The organism is Labrys monachus (assembly GCF_030814655.1).
In the GTDB taxonomy this organism is placed as follows: domain Bacteria; phylum Pseudomonadota; class Alphaproteobacteria; order Rhizobiales; family Labraceae; genus Labrys; species Labrys monacha.
The window spans coordinates 3,507,803-3,523,345 of the sequence record NZ_JAUSVK010000001.1; the positions used below are offsets into that span (position 1 = coordinate 3,507,803).

Consider the following 15,543-nt stretch of genomic DNA (forward strand, 5'->3'; position numbering starts at 1 on the left):
GGCACCGCGAAGGGAACGACAATGCGCATCGTCTGCATCGGCGGAGGCCCGGCAGGCCTCTATTTCAGCCTTCTCATGAAGAAGCTTCACCCCGAGCATCACATCGCCGTGGTCGAGCGCAACCGCCCCTATGACACGTTCGGCTGGGGCGTGGTGTTTTCCGACGCCACCATGCAGTCCATGCGCGCCTGGGATCCGCAGAGCGCCGCCGAAATCGAGGACGCCTTCAATCACTGGGACGACATCGAGATTCTCTTCAAGGGGACGCGCCAGCGCACCACCGGCCATGGCTTCGTGGGCATCGGCCGCAAGAAGCTGCTGAACATCCTGCAGGCGCGGTGCGAGGCGCTCGGCGTCGAACTCGTTTTCGAGACCGACGTGGACAGCGATCTCGACTTTCCCGATGCCGACCTCGTCATCGCATCGGACGGGCTCAACTCCAAGATCCGCAACCGCTATGCCGAAGCCTTCGCGCCCGATCTCGTCGTCCGGCCCAATCGCTATATCTGGCTCGGCACCAACAAGCTTTTCGATGCCTTCACCTTCGACTTCCGCAAGACCGAGCACGGCTGGTTCCAGGCGCATATCTACAAGTTCGACGACAAGACCTCGACCTTCATCGTCGAGACGACCGAGGAGGCCTATCTCGCCCACGGGCTCGACCGCATGGACCAGCAGGGCTCGATCGACTTCTGCGAGACCGTCTTCGCCGACGTGCTGGAAGGCGCCTCGCTGATGACCAATGCCGGCCACCTGCGCGGCTCGGCCTGGCTCAATTTCAACCGCCTGATCTGCGGCCACTGGAGCCATTTCAACGGCAAGTCGCACGTGGTGCTGATGGGGGACGCCGCCCACACCGCGCACTTCGCCATCGGCTCCGGCACCAAGCTGGCCATCGACGATGCGATCGAGCTGACCAACCAGTTCGAAAGGCTCGGCCACGGCGGGGAGGCGATCCCCGCGGTGCTCTCCGCCTATGAGGAGATCCGCCGCGTCGACGTCGCGCGCATCCAGAACGCCGCCCGCAACGCCATGGAATGGTTCGAGGTCGTCGGCCGGCGCTATGCCGACACGATGGAGCCCGAGCAGTTCATGTATTCCATGCTGACGCGCTCGCAGCGCATCAGCCACGAGAACCTGAGACTGCGCGACAAGGCCTGGCTCGAAGGCTATGAGCGCTGGTTCGCCCGCAGGCAGGGCCTCGACGTGGCCGACGGCGAGCGCTGCATGCCGCCGATGTTCACCCCCTACACGGTACGCGGCGTGACGCTTCCCAACCGCATCGTCGTCTCGCCCATGGCGATGTATTCGGCGATCGACGGGCATATCAGCGATTTCCATGTCGTGCATCTCGGCAGCCGCGCGCTCGGCGGCGCCGGGCTCGTCTTCGCGGAAATGACCTGCGTCTCGCCCGACGCCCGCATCACCCCGGGCTGCCTCGGGCTCTGGAACGACGAGCAGACCGAAGGCTGGCGCCGGCTCGTGCAGTTCATCCACGGCGAGACCGGCGCCAAGGTCGGCGTCCAGCTCGGCCATGCCGGTCGCAAGGGGGCGACCAAGCGCGCCTGGGACGGCATCGACCAGCCGCTGGAAAACGGCAACTGGCCGCTGCTGTCGGCTTCCGCCCTGCCCTATCTCGGACATGGCCCGGTGCCGAAAGCCATGGACCGGGCCGACATGGACCGGGTGACCGCCGATTTCGTCGCGGCCGCCCAGCGGGCAGCGGATGCGGGTGCCGACTGGCTGGAGCTGCATTGCGCCCATGGCTACCTTCTGTCGAGCTTCCTCTCGCCGCTCACCAACCGGCGCGAGGACGCGTATGGCGGCAGCCACGAGAACCGGATGCGCTATCCCCTCGAAGTCTTCCATGCGATCCGCGCCGCCTGGCCGGACGACAGGCCGATTTCGGTGCGCCTGTCCTGCCACGACTGGATGGAGGGCGGCAACACGCCCGAGGATGCGGCGATCTTCGCCGAGATGTTCAAGGCCGCCGGCGCCGATCTCATCGACTGCTCGTCCGGGCAGGTCTGGAAGGAGGAAAAGCCGGTCTATGGCCGCCTGTTCCAGGTCCCCTTCTCAGACAAGATCCGCAACGAGATCCTGATCCCGACCATCGCGGTGGGTGCCATCTCGGAGGCGGATCACGTCAATTCGATCATCGCCGCCGGCCGCGCGGACCTCTGCGCCGTCGCCCGGCCGCATCTGGCCGATCCGGCCTGGGTGCTGCACGAGGCCGCCGGCATCGGGTTGAAGTCAGTGCCGTGGCCCAAGCAATACATGTCCGGCAAATACCAGTACGAGGCGAACCTCGCCCGTGCCGCGGCAGCGGCGAAGTGAGGGCGTGGTGACCGTCCGTCTTCGCGATCGCCACGCGCTCGTCACCGGGGCCGGCAGCGGCATCGGCACCGCGATCGCCCGGCGGCTCTCGGCAGAAGGCGCCCGCCTGACGCTGGCGGGCCGGCGCGGGGAGCCGCTCGAGGCGCTGGCGGGCGAGTTGGGCCGGGAGGCCGTCTTCGTCGCTGCCGGCTTCGACGTCACCGAGCCGGCCGCCATCGCCGCCGGGCTCGCCGCGGCGCGCGCAGCGCTCGGCCCCGTCTCGATCCTCGTCAACAATGCCGGCGAGGCCCCGAGCGCGTCCTTCGAGAAGACCAGCCTCGAAATGTGGTCGAGGGTGCTGTCGGTCGATCTCACCGGCGTCTTCAACGTGACGCAGGCCGTGCTCGCCGACCTCAAGGCGCACGGGCCGGGCGCGCGCATCGTCAATATCGCCTCGACGGCGGGGCTGACGGGCTATGCCTATGTTTCCGCCTATTGCGCGGCCAAGCATGGCGTCGTCGGCCTCACCCGCGCCTTGGCGCTGGAACTCGCCGGCAAGGGCGTGACGGTCAACGCCGTCTGCCCCGGCTTCACCGATACGCCGATCATCGCCCGCTCGATCGCCGCGATCGCCGAGAAGACCGGACGGACGACGGAGGAGGCGCTTGCCGAATTCACCGCCTTCAATCCCCAGGGCCGCCTCGTGCTGCCGGAGGAAGTGGCCGACACCGTCGCCTGGCTCGCTTCGCCGTCTGCGGGAGCGGTCACCGGGCAGGCGATCGCCGTCGCGGGCGGCGAAATAATGGCCGGATGAACGGCTGCGACGAGAACAACACGGCGAGGAAAGCCCGAATGCCCTTCACCCTTTCGAAGCCGATGCGGTTCGGCGATTGCGACCTCACCGGGATCGCCTATCACCCGGCCTATCTTTCCATGCTCGTCGATGTCAACGAGGCGATGTTCGCCTCCTTCGGCATCACCTGGAAGGAGATCATGTTCGAGCGCCGGCTCGGCCTGCCGACCGTCACCCTCCATCTCGAATTCAAGGCGCCGGCCGTCTATGGCGACGTGCTCGATTTCGCCGTGCATGTGCGGGCCATCGGCCGCGCCTCGCTCGATCTCGAAACCGTGGTCACGGTCCGCGGCGCCATCATCTGGACGGTGCGCCAGCGGATCGTCCTCACCTCGCTCGCCGACCACAAGTCCCATCCCTGGCCCGACGATATCAGGGCCGGCCTCTCGCGTTATTTGGAACCTCATCATGATGCATGAAATCATCCAGCCGGAGGGCTGGGCCAAGCCGGTCGGCTATTCGAACGGGATCAGCGCCCGCGGACGGATCGTACAGGTCGGCGGGCAGATCGGCTGGGACGAAAACTGCCGGTTCCATTCCGACGATTTCGTCGACCAGGTGCGCCAGACCCTGCTGAACGTCGTCGGCGTGCTGAAGGCGGCCGATGCACGCCCCGAGCACCTGATCCAGATGACCTGGTACTTCACCGACCGCGCGGCCTACAAGGCGCGCATGAAGGACATCGGTGCGGTCTATCGCGAGATCATCGGCCGGCATTTCCCGCCGATGGCGGCCGTCCAGGTCGTGGCGCTGATGGAAGACCGCGCCCGCGTCGAGATCCAGGCGCTGGCCGTCGTACCCGATTGAACGCAATGCCAGGGCTCGGCGGCCGTCAGGCCGCCGGCCCCACGAATATCATGCCCCGAGGAGGAAACCATGAACACAACGGTCAGAGCCGTCGTCACCCGCAAAGGCCAGGAGGACAGGCAGACCGGCCAGTCCGGCGGCTGCGTCAGGATCAGCGGCGTCGGCCCGCAGCACACCCCTGCCACCAAGATCTGGTTCGGCAAGGTGTCGAACGAGCCCGGCTACCGCTCCCTGCCGCATCATCACGGCGAGGCGGAAACGGGCGGCTACGTGCTGAAGGGCAAGGGCCGCATCTATTTCGGCGAGGGCTATTCGGAATATCTCGACATGGAGGAAGGCGACTTCGTGTTCGTCCCGCCGAACTGGCCGCATGTCGAGGTCAACATGTCGACGACGGAAGAACTCGTCTGGCTGACCACGCGCACCCCGGACAATATCGTCGTCAACCTGCCGGACGTCGACGATTCCACCCTCGCCGGCTACAGGCGCGCCTGATGAAACGCCTGCGCCACGGCCGGGCGGGCGCCGAAAGGCCCGCCCTTTGCGACGCGGACGGCACCGTCCGCGTCCTCTCCGGCCTGCTCGCCGGTCTCGCCGGCCCCGGCGCCCAGCGCCGGGCCGCCATCGTAGGGAGGGATTGAGCATGGCGGATCTCACGGGCCGGCTGGCCATCGTCACCGGCGGCGCCCGCGGCCAGGGCGAGGCCGAAGCCCGCCTTCTGGTGCGGCACGGCGCCGCCGTCCTCATCGCCGACGTCCTCGCCGAGGAAGGACGCGCGCTCGCCGAAGCCATCCGCAGCGAGGGGGGCGAGGCGCGCTTCGTGCATCTCGACGTCACCGACCCCGAGAGCTGGGACGGCACGGTGGCGCAGGCGCGGGAATGGAAGGGCCGGCTCGACATCCTCGTCAACAATGCCGGCATCATCAACCGCTCGACGGTCGCGGGCACCGAGCTCGACGCCTGGGAGAAGGTCCTGAAGGTCAACCTCACCGGCGCCTTTCTCGGCATCCGCGCGGCGAGCCCCCTGATGGCCGAAACCGGCGGCTCGATCGTCAACATCTCCTCGAACAGCGCCTTTTCCGGCCATTACGATCCGGCCTATACGGCGAGCAAATGGGGCCTGCGCGGCCTCACCCGCAGCGCCGCGATGGAACTGGCCTCCAAGCACATCCGCGTCAACGCCGTCTGTCCCGGCCTCGTGGTCACCGGCCTCAACGCCGCGAGCCCGCATCTGAAGCCGATGATCGCGATGACGCCGATGAAACGCAGCGGCAAGCCGGAAGAAATCGCCGAACTGGTCCTCTTCCTCGCCTCCGATGCCTCGGGCTTCATCACCGGCGAGGATTTCGTCATCGATGGCGGCTTCACCGCCGGGGCGGCCTATCGGCGCGTCGCGACCGAAACCGGGATCTTCGACAATTGACGGGGCATCCCGCAGCCGGCCCGACGTCTCGCGGCCTGGAGCCGATTCAGGGAGGCCGCGACCCTGCTCGCGCGGGGAGGGAACTGTCCCGGCGGCGCTTCCGTCAGCCGACAGCCTGCTCACGGCTCCGTCGTTTCGACCACGAGATCCGTCGACGTCACGGCTCGCATCAGAGCCCTGAGCTCCGAACCCTGATGGCTGCCGAAGGCGGCGTCGAACCCGGCCTGGGCGGCCGCCCAATAGGGCCGGGCCGCGTCGAGCCGTTCCCGACCGAGGTCCGTCAGGTGAAGGTCCTTGCTCCGGCGGTCCGCCGCGCCCTGAACGATCGCGATGAGGCCATCGCGCCTCAGCGGAAGGATATTCCGGCCAAGGGTTGTCCGGTCCATGACCATGACGTCGGCAAGACCGTTGATCGTCAACGGCCCGCGCGCCTTCAACTTGGCGAGGATCGAGAACTGCGTGATGCGCAGTCCCGACGGCGCCAAATGCTGGTCATAATATTGGCTGACGTGCCGTGCGGCTTGGCGGATCGCCAGGCAGGTGCAGAGCTCCGGCGACGTGGGCCGCATGGCAACCTTGACAGCCCCGAGGAGATAAGGGTAACTGCGCATATAAGGGCGTATATGCGCTCATGTCAAATCGACGTATCCGACACCTTCTGGGCCATCAGCCGAATTCAGCCGCGGACGGACAGCCAGCCATGATCGAGAGCTTTACCGTCCAGCATTGCGAGCATGTCAGCCAGCGCTCCCTTGAAGACGTCGTCACCCGTTTCGAGGCCGAGTTCGGCAATATCGCGGAACTCGCGACCGGAGCGCTCGCCTGATGGCGGCGGAGGGGCCGTGCCGCGCGGGTCGCGAAGGGAAGAATCGTTCGAACGGACAGGAAGGATAGCGGAGAGTCTGTGAGACCCGGTGTCTCGCGCTTTTCAATGGCTATCGTGTCGAGGCTCCATGGCTGCTGGCGACGTCATTTCCTTCGGCCCCTTCCGGCTCATACCGGAGGAGCGCCTGCTGTTGAGGGACGGAGAGGCCGTCGGCGTCGGCAATCGCGTGCTCGATGTCCTCGTCGCGCTCGTTGAAACGGCGGGCGAGGTCGTCAGTCAGCGCGACTTGATTGCCCGGGCATGGCCCGGCGTGATGGTGGGCGACGGCAGCCTGAGAGTGACGATCGCCAGTCTGCGCAAGGCGCTCGGCGACGGCGAGGACGGGGCGCGGTACGTCGCCAATGTGACGGGGCGCGGATATTGTTTCGTCGCGCCGGTTGATCGTGCAGCCGCTCAGCCATCGGCATCGGCGCCGCTGCCCCCCCTCCCCGAGGCTCGTTCCGTGCCGAAGCTCAAGCTTCCTCCCCGTCTGCCTCGTATGGTCGGGCGTGACGACGCCGTCGAGGCGTTGTCGATGCTGCTCGCCTCCCGGCGCTTCGTCAGCGTCGTCGGCCCGGGCGGCATGGGCAAGACCACGGTGGCCGTCTCCGTCGCCCACGCCCTGCTCGATGCGTTCGGCAACGCCGTCTATTTTGTCGATCTCGGTGCCGTCACCGACGCAGCCGTCGTCTTGAGCGCTGTCGCAACCGCCCTGGGCAGTTCCGTACAGGCGCACGATCCTCTTCCCGGCCTCGTGGCATTCCTGGCGGGGCGTCGGATCCTGCTGGTCCTCGACAATTGCGAGCATGTCATCGACGCCGCGGCTTCGCTGACGGAGCGTCTCTACAACGATGCCCCCGGGGTGCATATCCTCGCCACGAGCCGGGAGGCGCTGCGGGCGGAGGGGGAGCACGTCCACTTCCTGACGCCGCTGGGTCATCCGCCCGTGCGGGAAGACCTGACCGCGGCCGAAGCCCTGGCCACACCCGCGGTGCAGTTGTTCATGGAGCGTGCATTCGCCAGCGGCCATAGCGGTGCGCTGACGGACGCCGATGCGCCGACCGTGGCGGCCATCTGCAGCCGACTGGACGGCATCGCGCTCGCGATCGAACTCGCGGGCAGCCGGGTCGGCGCCTATGGGCTGCAGGGCACGGCCGACCTGCTCAGCAATCGCTTCAAGCTGCTGTGGCAAGGGCGCCGAAGCGCCCCGCCCCGTCATAAGACCCTCGCGGCGATGCTGGACTGGAGCTTCAACCTCTTGTCCGACCGGGAACGGCGCGTGCTCCGCCGCCTCTCGATCTTCGTCGGCGTGTTCACGCTGGAGGCCGCTCAGGCCGTCGCGGCCGACGACCAGATCGATGCGGGCGATGTCGTCGAAACGATTGCCAGCCTGATCGACAAATCGCTCGTCTGGATCGCCCCGTTCGATGGGATCACCCATCATCGGTTGCTCGATTCGACGCTGGCCTTCGCGGCCGAAAAACTCGCGCAGGCCGAAGAGGCGAACGCCGTCGCCAGACGGCATGCCCTCTATTACGCCCATCGACTGTCGAGCGGTGCGGGCGAGGGCGTGGCGATCACCATCGAAGACGTGGCATTCGCCGCCCCGTATCTGGGCAATATCCGCGCGGCCTTGGAATGGAGCTTTTCGCCTGCCGGCGAAGCGGCGATCGGCGTGGAGCTGGCAGCCGCGGCGGTCCCGTTGCTGTTCGATCTCACCTTGTTCATCGAATGCGGCCGCTGGTGCGAGCAGGGCCTGGCGGCTTTGCCCGCGGACGAAGAAGGGAGCGCTACCCACCTGACGCTGCAGGCCTTCCTCCCCGCCGCAGCGATGTTCACCCGAGGCAATGGCGACGATGTGGGGAGAGCCGTCGAGGCCGCTCTGAACTTGGCCGAGACACGCGGCGACCGCGTGTATCAAATGCACCTCCTGGTCGGCCTCGGCATCTTCCTCACCCGCATCGGCGATTTCCAGGGCGCGCTCAGGGTCGCCAGACGCGGCATGGCCGTCGCGGAGGCGACCGCCTCGCCCGGCATCGTCGCGACGGCAGAGTCGGTGCTGGGAGTCGCCTGCCACCTGGTTGGAGATCAGCTGGGCACCCGGCGGCACTGCGAACGCGGCCTGGCGATCGCCGAGGCTGCCGGCGCCGGGCAAGTGGCCTTCTTCGGCTATGATCATGAGGTCCGCGCCCTGATCGCGCTCGCGCGCTGCTACTGGCTGATCGGGCTTCCGGATCGTGCCGCCGAGACCGCGAGGCGCGTGATCGACCTGGCGACCCACCGCGACGACCCGGTCAATCTGTGCATGACTCTGATCTTCACGACGACCGTGTTCCTGTGGCGAGGCGACCTCGACGAGGCGGAACGGCTCGTTCGACGCCTTCTTGGTCATGCGGCGCGGCATTCCCTTGGCCCCTACCACACGCTCGGCATGGCGCTGAGCGGCGAACTCGCCGTTGCCCGCGGCGATCCGGCGGAGGGCGCGGCACTCCTGCGGCGCTCTCTCGGCGTGTTGCACCTGCAGAAGCATCACGCTTTGACGCCGGCCCTCCATGGGGCCCTGGCCGAAGGCCTGATGAAGGCGGGAGAGGCTGAGGAGGCCGCGGCGGTGGTCGACGCCGGCCTGGCCCTGAGCGAGGCGTTCGGCGAAACCTTGAACGTGCCGGAACTGCTGAGGCTCCGTGGGGAGGTATTGCTCCAGACCGTGCCGGCCGACCCGGCTGGCGCGGAGCGGGCTTTCCGGCTCTCCCTGCAGCAAGCCGAGGAGCAATCGGCCCTCAGCCTCGAACTGCGATCGGCGATCGGGCTCGCGCGGCAGTGGTCCAGCCTCGGCCGATCGGCCGAGGCCGCCGACCTGCTGGAAGGCGTCCATCGGCGATTTGGCGAGGGAGGCCAGACAAAGGACCTGAAATATGCGCGTCAGCTCCTCGCAGACCTCGGACGATAACGCCGTTTAACATCGGATAACATGCCCCCCCGCGCCTCCTCCGGCACTATTGGCTCGAGCCAATGCAGGACGGGGCGTTTGTTGACATGTCTCACTTCGATAAGCAGCGGGAGCCCGGGACGCAGCCTGCGCCTCCGGGCACGTCGATCGCGACGCTGCCTTCATCCGTGGCCGCCTATGTCCACGCCACGAATGCGGGCGATCTCGACGCCTTGCTGGCGACATTCGTCGACGACGCCCTCGTCAATGACCAGCTTGTCGACTACTGGGGCAAGCAGGCCATCGCAGCCTGGGCGGCCCGCGATATCATCGGCGAGCGCTTGACGCTGGAGGTCGTCAAGACGGTGCAGCATTATGGGCATTCGATCGTGACCGCCCATGTCGACGGCTCGTTCGACAAGCGCGGCCTGCCCGATCCCCTCGTGCTCGCGTTTTATTTTTCATCTCACGACGACAAGATCGTTCAGCTGATCATCCTGCGCAATCAATCCGGCATCTAGCGTGTCCCGCTCGGGCCGGTACCGAAAGTCCTGCCGGGCTTGCCCCCGTCACGCGCGAAGCGCATGCGCGGCGCCCTGGCGATGCAAGATTTCGAGATCGCGGCGAGAGGCCGCGACGGGCGCCGCGTCTCGTCGTTCGGCCATCGGGATCCACGCCCGAGCACGCCGCAGGCCCGTCGGGCGTCGGGCGCGAGGCGGGGCGAGCGCAAAGTCCGCGAGCCATGCTCCCCCAAATTCCTTCATTACGTGAATGGCATCTTCCGGCAGGAATGGATCGGCCGAGCCGATGTCGGCAGAAACAACGCTCCATCCACAGCAAGCTGAAGATGCATTTCCTGCTTCGGAAGAGTTCATCAGGAAATTTCTCATCAAATCTGCTCGATGACAGGACTTTACATCCGCTTACGCTACATAACACGCCATCCAACAATCGCTCTGTCATCCTTCGCCTCATCGCCCTGAACCAGCGATTTACTCAGGCAACCTGGAGGATGACATGACTGAACTCAACGCCGCAGCCTGCGAGGGTACCACGCTGGAGACGGCCCCCACCCGTTACGTCGAAGGCGGCGGCATCCGGTTCGCCTATCGCCGGCTCGGCCCGTCGAACGGAACGCCGCTGGTCCTGCTGCAGCATTTTTCCGGCAACATCGACGCCTGGGACCCCGCCGTCGTCAACGCCTTGGCCGCCGACCGTACGGTGATCGTCTTCGACAATGCCGGCGTCGGCCGCTCGACCGGCCAGACCCCCGACAATGTCGCGGCGATGGCCGACGATGCGGTGACCTTCATCAACCTGCTCGGTTTGTCCGAAGTCGACCTGCTGGGCTTTTCCCTCGGCGGCTTCCTCGCCCAGTTGATCGCGGCCCGGCACGGACGTCTGGTCCGCAAGGTGATCCTCGTCGGCACCGCCCCGCAAGGGGGCGAAGAACATCTGATGGCGGTTCTTCAGGAGGCCTTCGCCGACAAGCAGGCGCCGGACGTGCGCCTGCCGCTGTTCTTCACGCCGTCCTCCGTCAGCCAGGCCGCGGGCCAGGCGTTCCTGAAGCGGGCAAAGGCCCGCACCGAAGATCGGGACACCGACAGCGGCAGCGACGTGACCAATCCGCAGGCCAAGGCGCTGATCACCTGGTGCGCGACGCCCGATCCCGAGCACGCCACCCTGCGCGCCATCACCCAGCCTGCGCTCGTGGTCAGCGGCAGCAATGACACCATGCTGCCGGCGGAGAACGCCTACGCGATGTTCAAGGTTCTGAGCGACGCCCAGCTGGTCCTCTATCCCGACTCCGGCCACGGCGCCCTCTTCCAGCACCACGCTCTCTTCGTGAGCCACGTCCGCACCTTCCTCGACGCCTAGCCGCGATCACCATCGCCTCGGCCCAGCCGCCGAGCGGCCGGGCCGCACCGTCCACATTGACGGGGAATTCCCTTTCTGGGGTATCAGATGAGCGAAATATCAATTCCTGAGGGTCTCGACGCGGAATTCGCCCGCGAGGCCGAAGAAAACCAGCTGCGACTTCGCGGCGCCCTGCGGACCACCTACGACTTCATCGTCTGCGGATCCGGCTCCTCCGGTTCGGTCGTGGCGCGGCGGCTGGCCGAGAACCCGGACGTTTCGGTCCTGCTGATCGAAGCCGGCGGCAGCGACCATACGCCGGAGGTCGAGATGGCGGCGGCCTGGCCGCTCAATCTGGGAAGCGTGCGCGACTGGGGCTTCTCAGCCCTGCCCAACCCGCATCTCAACGGACGCGCCATTCCCATGAGCATGGGCAAGGTGCTGGGCGGAGGATCGAGCATCAACGTCATGCTCTGGGCCCGCGGCCACAAGAGCGACTGGGATTATTTCGCCGCCCAGGCCGGCGATCCCGCCTGGAGCTATGCATCGGTTCTGGACATCTACCGCGAGATCGAAAACTGGCAGGGAACGCCCGATCCTGCCCGGCGCGGGCAGGACGGTCTCCTCTACATCACGCCTCCGATCGAGCCCCACCCCGTCGCAGCCGCCATGCTCGACGCCGCCGTCGAACTCGGCATCCCCGTCTTCGACGATGTGAACGGCGCCATGATGGAAGGCCCGGGGGGCGCCTCCTACTTCAACCTGCGCATTCGCGACGGCCGGCGGCAGTCGATTTTTCGATCCTACACCTACCCGCTGACGAACCGGCCGAACCTGACGGTGCTGCCCGGCACCCTGGTCACGCAGGTCCTCGTCGAAGGCGGAGCGGCGATCGGCGTGGCGTGCATTCTCGACGGCCGGAGCCACCGCTTCCTCGCCTCGCAGGAGGTGATCCTGTCCCTGGGCGCCATCAACACCCCGAAGGTGCTGATGCAGTCCGGTATCGGCGACGCGGCGATGCTGACATCGCTGGGCATCCCGATGGTCGAGCACCTGCCGGGGGTCGGCGCCAACTTCCAGGACCACATCATGGTCTCGAGTTGCATCTGGGAATATCCGGAGCCGATTCCCCCGCACGGCAATGGCGGCGAGGCCACCATCTTCGCCAAGAGCGCGCCGGAGCTGGACAGTCCCGATATCCAATTGCTCCAGATCCAGTTTCCGGTTCCGACCGCCGAGCTCGCGGCGCGCCACGCGATACCAGGCGGATCCTGGGGGATCTTTCCGGCGCTGCTGCGTCCGCACAGCGTCGGCCGTCTGCGCCTCACCGGCGCCGGACCGGAAGATCCGATCGAGATCGATTCGCAGATCCTCTCCGATCCGGCCGACCTGGTCGCCTTGCGGCGATGCGTCGAACTCGCGCGGGAGGTGGGCAATGCGCAGGCGCTTCGCGGCTTCGTGAAGCGGGAAGTCATGCCGACGGCGCTCCCGCCCGCCGCCATGGACGATTTCATCCGCGATGGCGTGACGACCATCTGGCACCAGAGCTGCACCGCCAAGATGGGGCGGGACGCCATGTCGGTCGTGGACAGCCAGCTCAAAGTCTACGGCGTCGACCGCCTGCGCATCGCCGACGCCTCGGTGATGCCGCGGGTCCCCCTCGCCAACACCATGGCGCCCAGCGTCATCGTCGGCGAGCTGGCGAGCAGGGCCATCGCCCGTGAACGCCGGCTTTGATTTCCCCCTCCAACCAACGGAAAGAGAGATTTCGATGAAACTCACGGCTTACTTGGGACGGGCGGCTTCCGTCGTCCTTCTGGCGCTCGGTGCCGCCGGCATGTCGAGCATGGCGGCGGGTACGGCTTCGGCCGCCGCGCCCGCATCGGCGAAGGCCACCATTGTCCTGGTCCACGGAGCGCTCGCCGATTCCTCGAGCTGGAACGGCGTCATCGCCAGGCTCCAGGCCGACGGATATGTCGTCGTCGCCGCTGCCGATCCGCTTCGCAGCCTCAAGAGCGATTCGGATTATGTCTCGGGCATCGTCAAGAACGTCGGGGGGCCGGTGGTCCTGGTCGGCCACTCCTATGGAGGTTCGATCATCACCAACGCCGCGACGGGCGCCGACAACGTCAAGGCCCTGGTCTATGTCGCGGCCTATGCTCCGGACGACGGCGAGAGCGCCTTCGATCTCACCGGCAAATTCCCGGGAAGCATCCTTCCCGCCGCGCTGGCGCCGCCGATCGCCCTGGCGGGCGGTGCCCACGATCTCTACGTCCAGCAGGCCAAGTTCCGACCCGTATTCGCGGCGGATGTTCCGGAAAGGCAAACCCGGCTCATGGGCGCTACCCAGCGCCCGGTGACGGATGTCGCGCTCAAGGAGGCCTCGGGGGCACCGGCCTGGAAGACCATCCCGTCGTGGTTCGTCTACGGGAGCGCCGACAAGGTCATCCCGCCGGCCGTGCACGCCTTCATGGCGCAGCGGGCGGGGGCACGCGAGGCAATCGTCGTGAAGGGCGCCTCCCATGTCGTGATGGTCTCCCATCCGGGCATTGTCGCCGAGCTCATCGAACAGGCTGCGGCAGAAACCGCGAAATAGCGATGATGCCCGTTCCCGGATGGCGCTCTCGAAAAAGTCCGTCCGGGAACGGCGCTCCACATCTCGCGCGGTCATCGCCGCGCGCGATCCGGGTTTTTGCATGAGGACAAGGATCCAATTGCGAAGCCGCCAGCACGTCGACATCTGCACATCACGATTCGCGGGCAGATCGACCCACCCCATCGGAAACCGAGGAAGACATATCATGATGTTGAACAGACGCGTTTTCTCGACCGCCCTCGTTGCGGGCGCGGCCGCCTCCCTGATCTCCACCCGCGGCAGAGCGGCCATCCCTGCGCCGGTCAAGGCGCGCAACATCGTCCTCGTGCATGGGCTGTTCGCCGATGGCTCCTGCTGGTCCGAGGTGATCATGCGTCTTCAGGCGGCGGGGCTCAACGCCACCGCGGTGCAGAATCCTCTGACGACGCTGCCGGAAGCCGTCGCCTCGGCCCAGCGCGTGCTCGATCGGCAGGACGGCCCGACGGTGCTGGTCGGGCATTCCTTCTCCGGCATGATCGTCACCGAGGCAGGCATGCATCCCAAGGTCTCGGCTCTCGTCTATGTCGCGGCGCGGGCGCCGGACGCGGGTGAGGATTACACCGCCCTGGCGAAGACCTATCCCACGCCGCCGGCCTCCGCCGGCATCGTCTTCGACGGCGACGAAGGACGGCTCACCGAGGCAGCCTTTCTGCGCGATTTCGCCGGCGACCTGCCGGAGGCGAAGGCAAAGGTGCTCTACGCGGTCCAGGAGCCGTTTCACAAGGCCCTGCTCACCGGCAAGACCACGCAGGCGGCCTGGCGCGCGAAGCCGAGCTTCTATGCGGTGTCCACCGAGGACCGCACGATCAATCCGGACCTGGAGCGCTTCATGGCCAAGCGCATGGGTGCCAGGACGATCGAGGTCAAATCGAGCCATCTCTCTTTGATCTCCCATCCCGACGAGATCACCGCCCTGATTCTGGAAGCGGCCGGCCAATCCACCTGAGCGGTGCCGGCGGCGTCATGTCGTTCAGCCCCTGCGGCCGATAAAAAAGGCGCCTGCCGCTGAGGGCAGGCGCGGGGGACTCGCCTCGGACGCCTGCCGGCCGTTCGCTGCAGCCCCTCTCAGTCGAAATAGGCGGGCGCATGCGGGATGGTCGCCGTCTGCACGACGTCATGGTTGAGCCAGAGCTGCGCGCCTTCGCGGCGGACGATCGCATCCACCCGTTCCATCGATCGCCGCGATTCCCCGGGGTCGCTGTTCATGGACGGGACGCAGCGATGCTCCATGTTGAAGCGATAATGGGCGACATCGCCCGAGAGCAGGACCGGCCCCGTCTTCGCCAGCCGGACGAGAAGCGAGCAGTGGCCGGGGGTGTGCCCCGGTGTCGAGACGACCCTGACGGAGCCGTCGCCGAAGACGTCGAGATCGCCATCCGCCAGTTCGACCTTCGCCTCGTTCAGGCACCGATAGAGCGAGGGAGCATAGCCATGATCCTCGTAATCGGGGCCGAACATCGCCTCATGCTCGCGGCGCTGGATGTGCCAGACCGCATGCCGGAACAGTCCGGCATTGCCGATGTGGTCGAAATGGGCATGGGACAGGAACACCCGCCCGACATCGGCGGGCGTGATACCCACATCCGCGAGTTGGCAGACGATGGTTCTGACCACGATGCCCCGAATAGTGTGGGCGATGACCCTGCCGCCCGCCTCCTCGGCGACGCCATCGTCGATGCCCGTATCCCACATCATCCATTCGCCCGCGCGGCGCATCAAATAGGCGTTGCAGCTCAGCGTGATCTGCTCGCCCTTCCATCGGCCCGGCGAATAGACGGATCTGTCCGGCGCGACCGCCAGCCCGGCATTGAGGGCGTAGAGCCGGTCGATGGTTCCCCGGGGTGTTGCGTCGCCTGTCATC

Annotated in this window: 17 protein-coding genes; 14 read left to right on the forward strand and 3 right to left on the reverse strand. The window is 66.8% G+C overall.

Going from position 1 to position 15,543, the window contains the following annotated elements:
• The first annotated feature begins 21 nt into the window (after positions 1-21).
• The 7 genes from J3R73_RS15870 (at position 22) to J3R73_RS15900 (ending at position 5,399) form a co-directional block, all read left to right on the forward strand.
• The gene (locus tag J3R73_RS15870; protein WP_307428672.1) at positions 22-2,337 is read left to right on the forward strand and encodes a bifunctional salicylyl-CoA 5-hydroxylase/oxidoreductase; all 2,316 of its coding nucleotides are present in this window, start codon (positions 22-24) and stop codon (positions 2,335-2,337) included.
• Positions 2,338-2,344: 7 nt separating this feature from the next.
• Entirely contained in the window at positions 2,345-3,130 is a 786-nt protein-coding gene (locus J3R73_RS15875) for an SDR family NAD(P)-dependent oxidoreductase (protein ID WP_370879933.1), read from the forward strand.
• Between the two features lie 38 nt (positions 3,131-3,168).
• Positions 3,169-3,588, forward strand: a complete 420-nt coding sequence (locus tag J3R73_RS15880) for an acyl-CoA thioesterase (RefSeq protein WP_307428677.1) — start codon at positions 3,169-3,171, stop codon at positions 3,586-3,588.
• A complete protein-coding gene (locus J3R73_RS15885; RefSeq protein WP_307437397.1) occupies positions 3,581-3,976 on the forward strand; it encodes a RidA family protein in 396 nt (131 codons plus the stop codon). The genes J3R73_RS15880 and J3R73_RS15885 overlap by 8 nt, the downstream gene beginning before the upstream one ends.
• 69 nt (positions 3,977-4,045) lie before the next feature.
• The gene (locus J3R73_RS15890; RefSeq protein WP_307428680.1) at positions 4,046-4,471 is read left to right on the forward strand and encodes a cupin domain-containing protein; all 426 of its coding nucleotides are present in this window, start codon (positions 4,046-4,048) and stop codon (positions 4,469-4,471) included.
• Positions 4,471-4,617 carry a hypothetical protein gene (locus tag J3R73_RS15895; protein WP_307428683.1) on the forward strand — a complete coding sequence of 49 codons (147 nt, stop codon included), beginning with the start codon at positions 4,471-4,473 and terminating at the stop codon, positions 4,615-4,617. The genes J3R73_RS15890 and J3R73_RS15895 overlap by 1 nt, the downstream gene beginning before the upstream one ends.
• A gap of 2 nt (positions 4,618-4,619) precedes the next feature.
• The gene (locus J3R73_RS15900) at positions 4,620-5,399 is read left to right on the forward strand and encodes an SDR family NAD(P)-dependent oxidoreductase (protein WP_307428686.1); all 780 of its coding nucleotides are present in this window, start codon (positions 4,620-4,622) and stop codon (positions 5,397-5,399) included.
• A gap of 119 nt (positions 5,400-5,518) precedes the next feature.
• On the opposite strand, the gene J3R73_RS15905 is transcribed toward J3R73_RS15900, so the two are convergent.
• Positions 5,519-5,968, reverse strand: a complete 450-nt coding sequence (locus J3R73_RS15905; RefSeq protein ID WP_307428689.1) for a MarR family winged helix-turn-helix transcriptional regulator — start codon at positions 5,966-5,968, stop codon at positions 5,519-5,521.
• A gap of 131 nt (positions 5,969-6,099) precedes the next feature.
• On the opposite strand from J3R73_RS15905, the gene J3R73_RS15910 reads away from it, so the two are divergent.
• The 3 genes from J3R73_RS15910 (at position 6,100) to J3R73_RS15920 (ending at position 9,711) form a co-directional block, all read left to right on the forward strand.
• Positions 6,100-6,225, forward strand: a complete 126-nt coding sequence (locus tag J3R73_RS15910; protein ID WP_307428692.1) for a hypothetical protein — start codon at positions 6,100-6,102, stop codon at positions 6,223-6,225.
• A gap of 127 nt (positions 6,226-6,352) precedes the next feature.
• Entirely contained in the window at positions 6,353-9,211 is a 2,859-nt protein-coding gene (locus J3R73_RS15915; RefSeq protein ID WP_307428694.1) for an ATP-binding protein, read from the forward strand.
• 86 nt (positions 9,212-9,297) lie between these two features.
• Positions 9,298-9,711 carry a nuclear transport factor 2 family protein gene (locus J3R73_RS15920; RefSeq protein ID WP_307428697.1) on the forward strand — a complete coding sequence of 138 codons (414 nt, stop codon included), beginning with the start codon at positions 9,298-9,300 and terminating at the stop codon, positions 9,709-9,711.
• Positions 9,712-9,759: 48 nt separating this feature from the next.
• Here the strand turns inward: J3R73_RS15920 and J3R73_RS15925 are convergent, their stop codons facing one another.
• A complete protein-coding gene (locus J3R73_RS15925) occupies positions 9,760-10,065 on the reverse strand; it encodes a hypothetical protein (RefSeq protein ID WP_307428700.1) in 306 nt (101 codons plus the stop codon).
• 142 nt (positions 10,066-10,207) lie between these two features.
• On the opposite strand from J3R73_RS15925, the gene J3R73_RS15930 reads away from it, so the two are divergent.
• The 4 genes from J3R73_RS15930 to J3R73_RS15945 all read left to right on the forward strand — a co-directional run bounded on the left by J3R73_RS15930 (position 10,208) and on the right by J3R73_RS15945 (position 14,628).
• Positions 10,208-11,068 (forward strand): alpha/beta fold hydrolase, encoded by an 861-nt coding sequence (locus J3R73_RS15930; RefSeq protein WP_307428703.1) that lies wholly within the window; start codon positions 10,208-10,210, stop codon positions 11,066-11,068.
• Between the two features lie 87 nt (positions 11,069-11,155).
• Positions 11,156-12,784: a GMC family oxidoreductase gene (locus tag J3R73_RS15935; protein ID WP_307428707.1), complete on the forward strand. Its 1,629-nt coding sequence runs from the start codon at positions 11,156-11,158 to the stop codon at positions 12,782-12,784.
• Positions 12,785-12,818: 34 nt separating this feature from the next.
• On the forward strand, positions 12,819-13,643 hold the full coding sequence (locus J3R73_RS15940; RefSeq protein WP_370879934.1) for an alpha/beta fold hydrolase: 825 nt from the start codon (positions 12,819-12,821) through the stop codon (positions 13,641-13,643).
• A 205-nt stretch (positions 13,644-13,848) separates the two neighbouring features.
• Entirely contained in the window at positions 13,849-14,628 is a 780-nt protein-coding gene (locus tag J3R73_RS15945) for an alpha/beta fold hydrolase (protein WP_307428709.1), read from the forward strand.
• Positions 14,629-14,747: 119 nt separating this feature from the next.
• Here J3R73_RS15945 and J3R73_RS15950 read toward each other — a convergent pair whose 3' ends face one another.
• Positions 14,748-15,542: an N-acyl homoserine lactonase family protein gene (locus tag J3R73_RS15950; RefSeq protein WP_307428711.1), complete on the reverse strand. Its 795-nt coding sequence runs from the start codon at positions 15,540-15,542 to the stop codon at positions 14,748-14,750.
• Position 15,543: the final 1 nt, after the last annotated feature.

Bases quoted from the DNA above. Each gene is read 5' to 3' on its own strand.
- J3R73_RS15870 (WP_307428672.1), top strand. From the start codon at position 22: ATGCGCATCGTCTGCATCGGCGGAGGCCCGGCAGGCCTCTATTTCAGC.
- J3R73_RS15880 (WP_307428677.1), top strand. From the start codon at position 3,169: ATGCCCTTCACCCTTTCGAAGCCGATGCGGTTCGGCGATTGCGACCTC.
- J3R73_RS15885 (WP_307437397.1), top strand. From the start codon at position 3,581: ATGCATGAAATCATCCAGCCGGAGGGCTGGGCCAAGCCGGTCGGCTAT.
- J3R73_RS15890 (WP_307428680.1), top strand. From the start codon at position 4,046: ATGAACACAACGGTCAGAGCCGTCGTCACCCGCAAAGGCCAGGAGGAC.
- J3R73_RS15895 (WP_307428683.1), top strand. From the start codon at position 4,471: ATGAAACGCCTGCGCCACGGCCGGGCGGGCGCCGAAAGGCCCGCCCTT.
- J3R73_RS15900 (WP_307428686.1), top strand. From the start codon at position 4,620: ATGGCGGATCTCACGGGCCGGCTGGCCATCGTCACCGGCGGCGCCCGC.
- J3R73_RS15905 (WP_307428689.1), bottom strand. From the start codon at position 5,968: ATGCGGCCCACGTCGCCGGAGCTCTGCACCTGCCTGGCGATCCGCCAA.
- J3R73_RS15910 (WP_307428692.1), top strand. From the start codon at position 6,100: ATGATCGAGAGCTTTACCGTCCAGCATTGCGAGCATGTCAGCCAGCGC.
- J3R73_RS15915 (WP_307428694.1), top strand. From the start codon at position 6,353: ATGGCTGCTGGCGACGTCATTTCCTTCGGCCCCTTCCGGCTCATACCG.
- J3R73_RS15920 (WP_307428697.1), top strand. From the start codon at position 9,298: ATGTCTCACTTCGATAAGCAGCGGGAGCCCGGGACGCAGCCTGCGCCT.
- J3R73_RS15925 (WP_307428700.1), bottom strand. From the start codon at position 10,065: ATGAACTCTTCCGAAGCAGGAAATGCATCTTCAGCTTGCTGTGGATGG.
- J3R73_RS15930 (WP_307428703.1), top strand. From the start codon at position 10,208: ATGACTGAACTCAACGCCGCAGCCTGCGAGGGTACCACGCTGGAGACG.
- J3R73_RS15935 (WP_307428707.1), top strand. From the start codon at position 11,156: ATGAGCGAAATATCAATTCCTGAGGGTCTCGACGCGGAATTCGCCCGC.
- J3R73_RS15940 (WP_370879934.1), top strand. From the start codon at position 12,819: ATGAAACTCACGGCTTACTTGGGACGGGCGGCTTCCGTCGTCCTTCTG.
- J3R73_RS15945 (WP_307428709.1), top strand. From the start codon at position 13,849: ATGATGTTGAACAGACGCGTTTTCTCGACCGCCCTCGTTGCGGGCGCG.
- J3R73_RS15950 (WP_307428711.1), bottom strand. From the start codon at position 15,542: ATGACAGGCGACGCAACACCCCGGGGAACCATCGACCGGCTCTACGCC.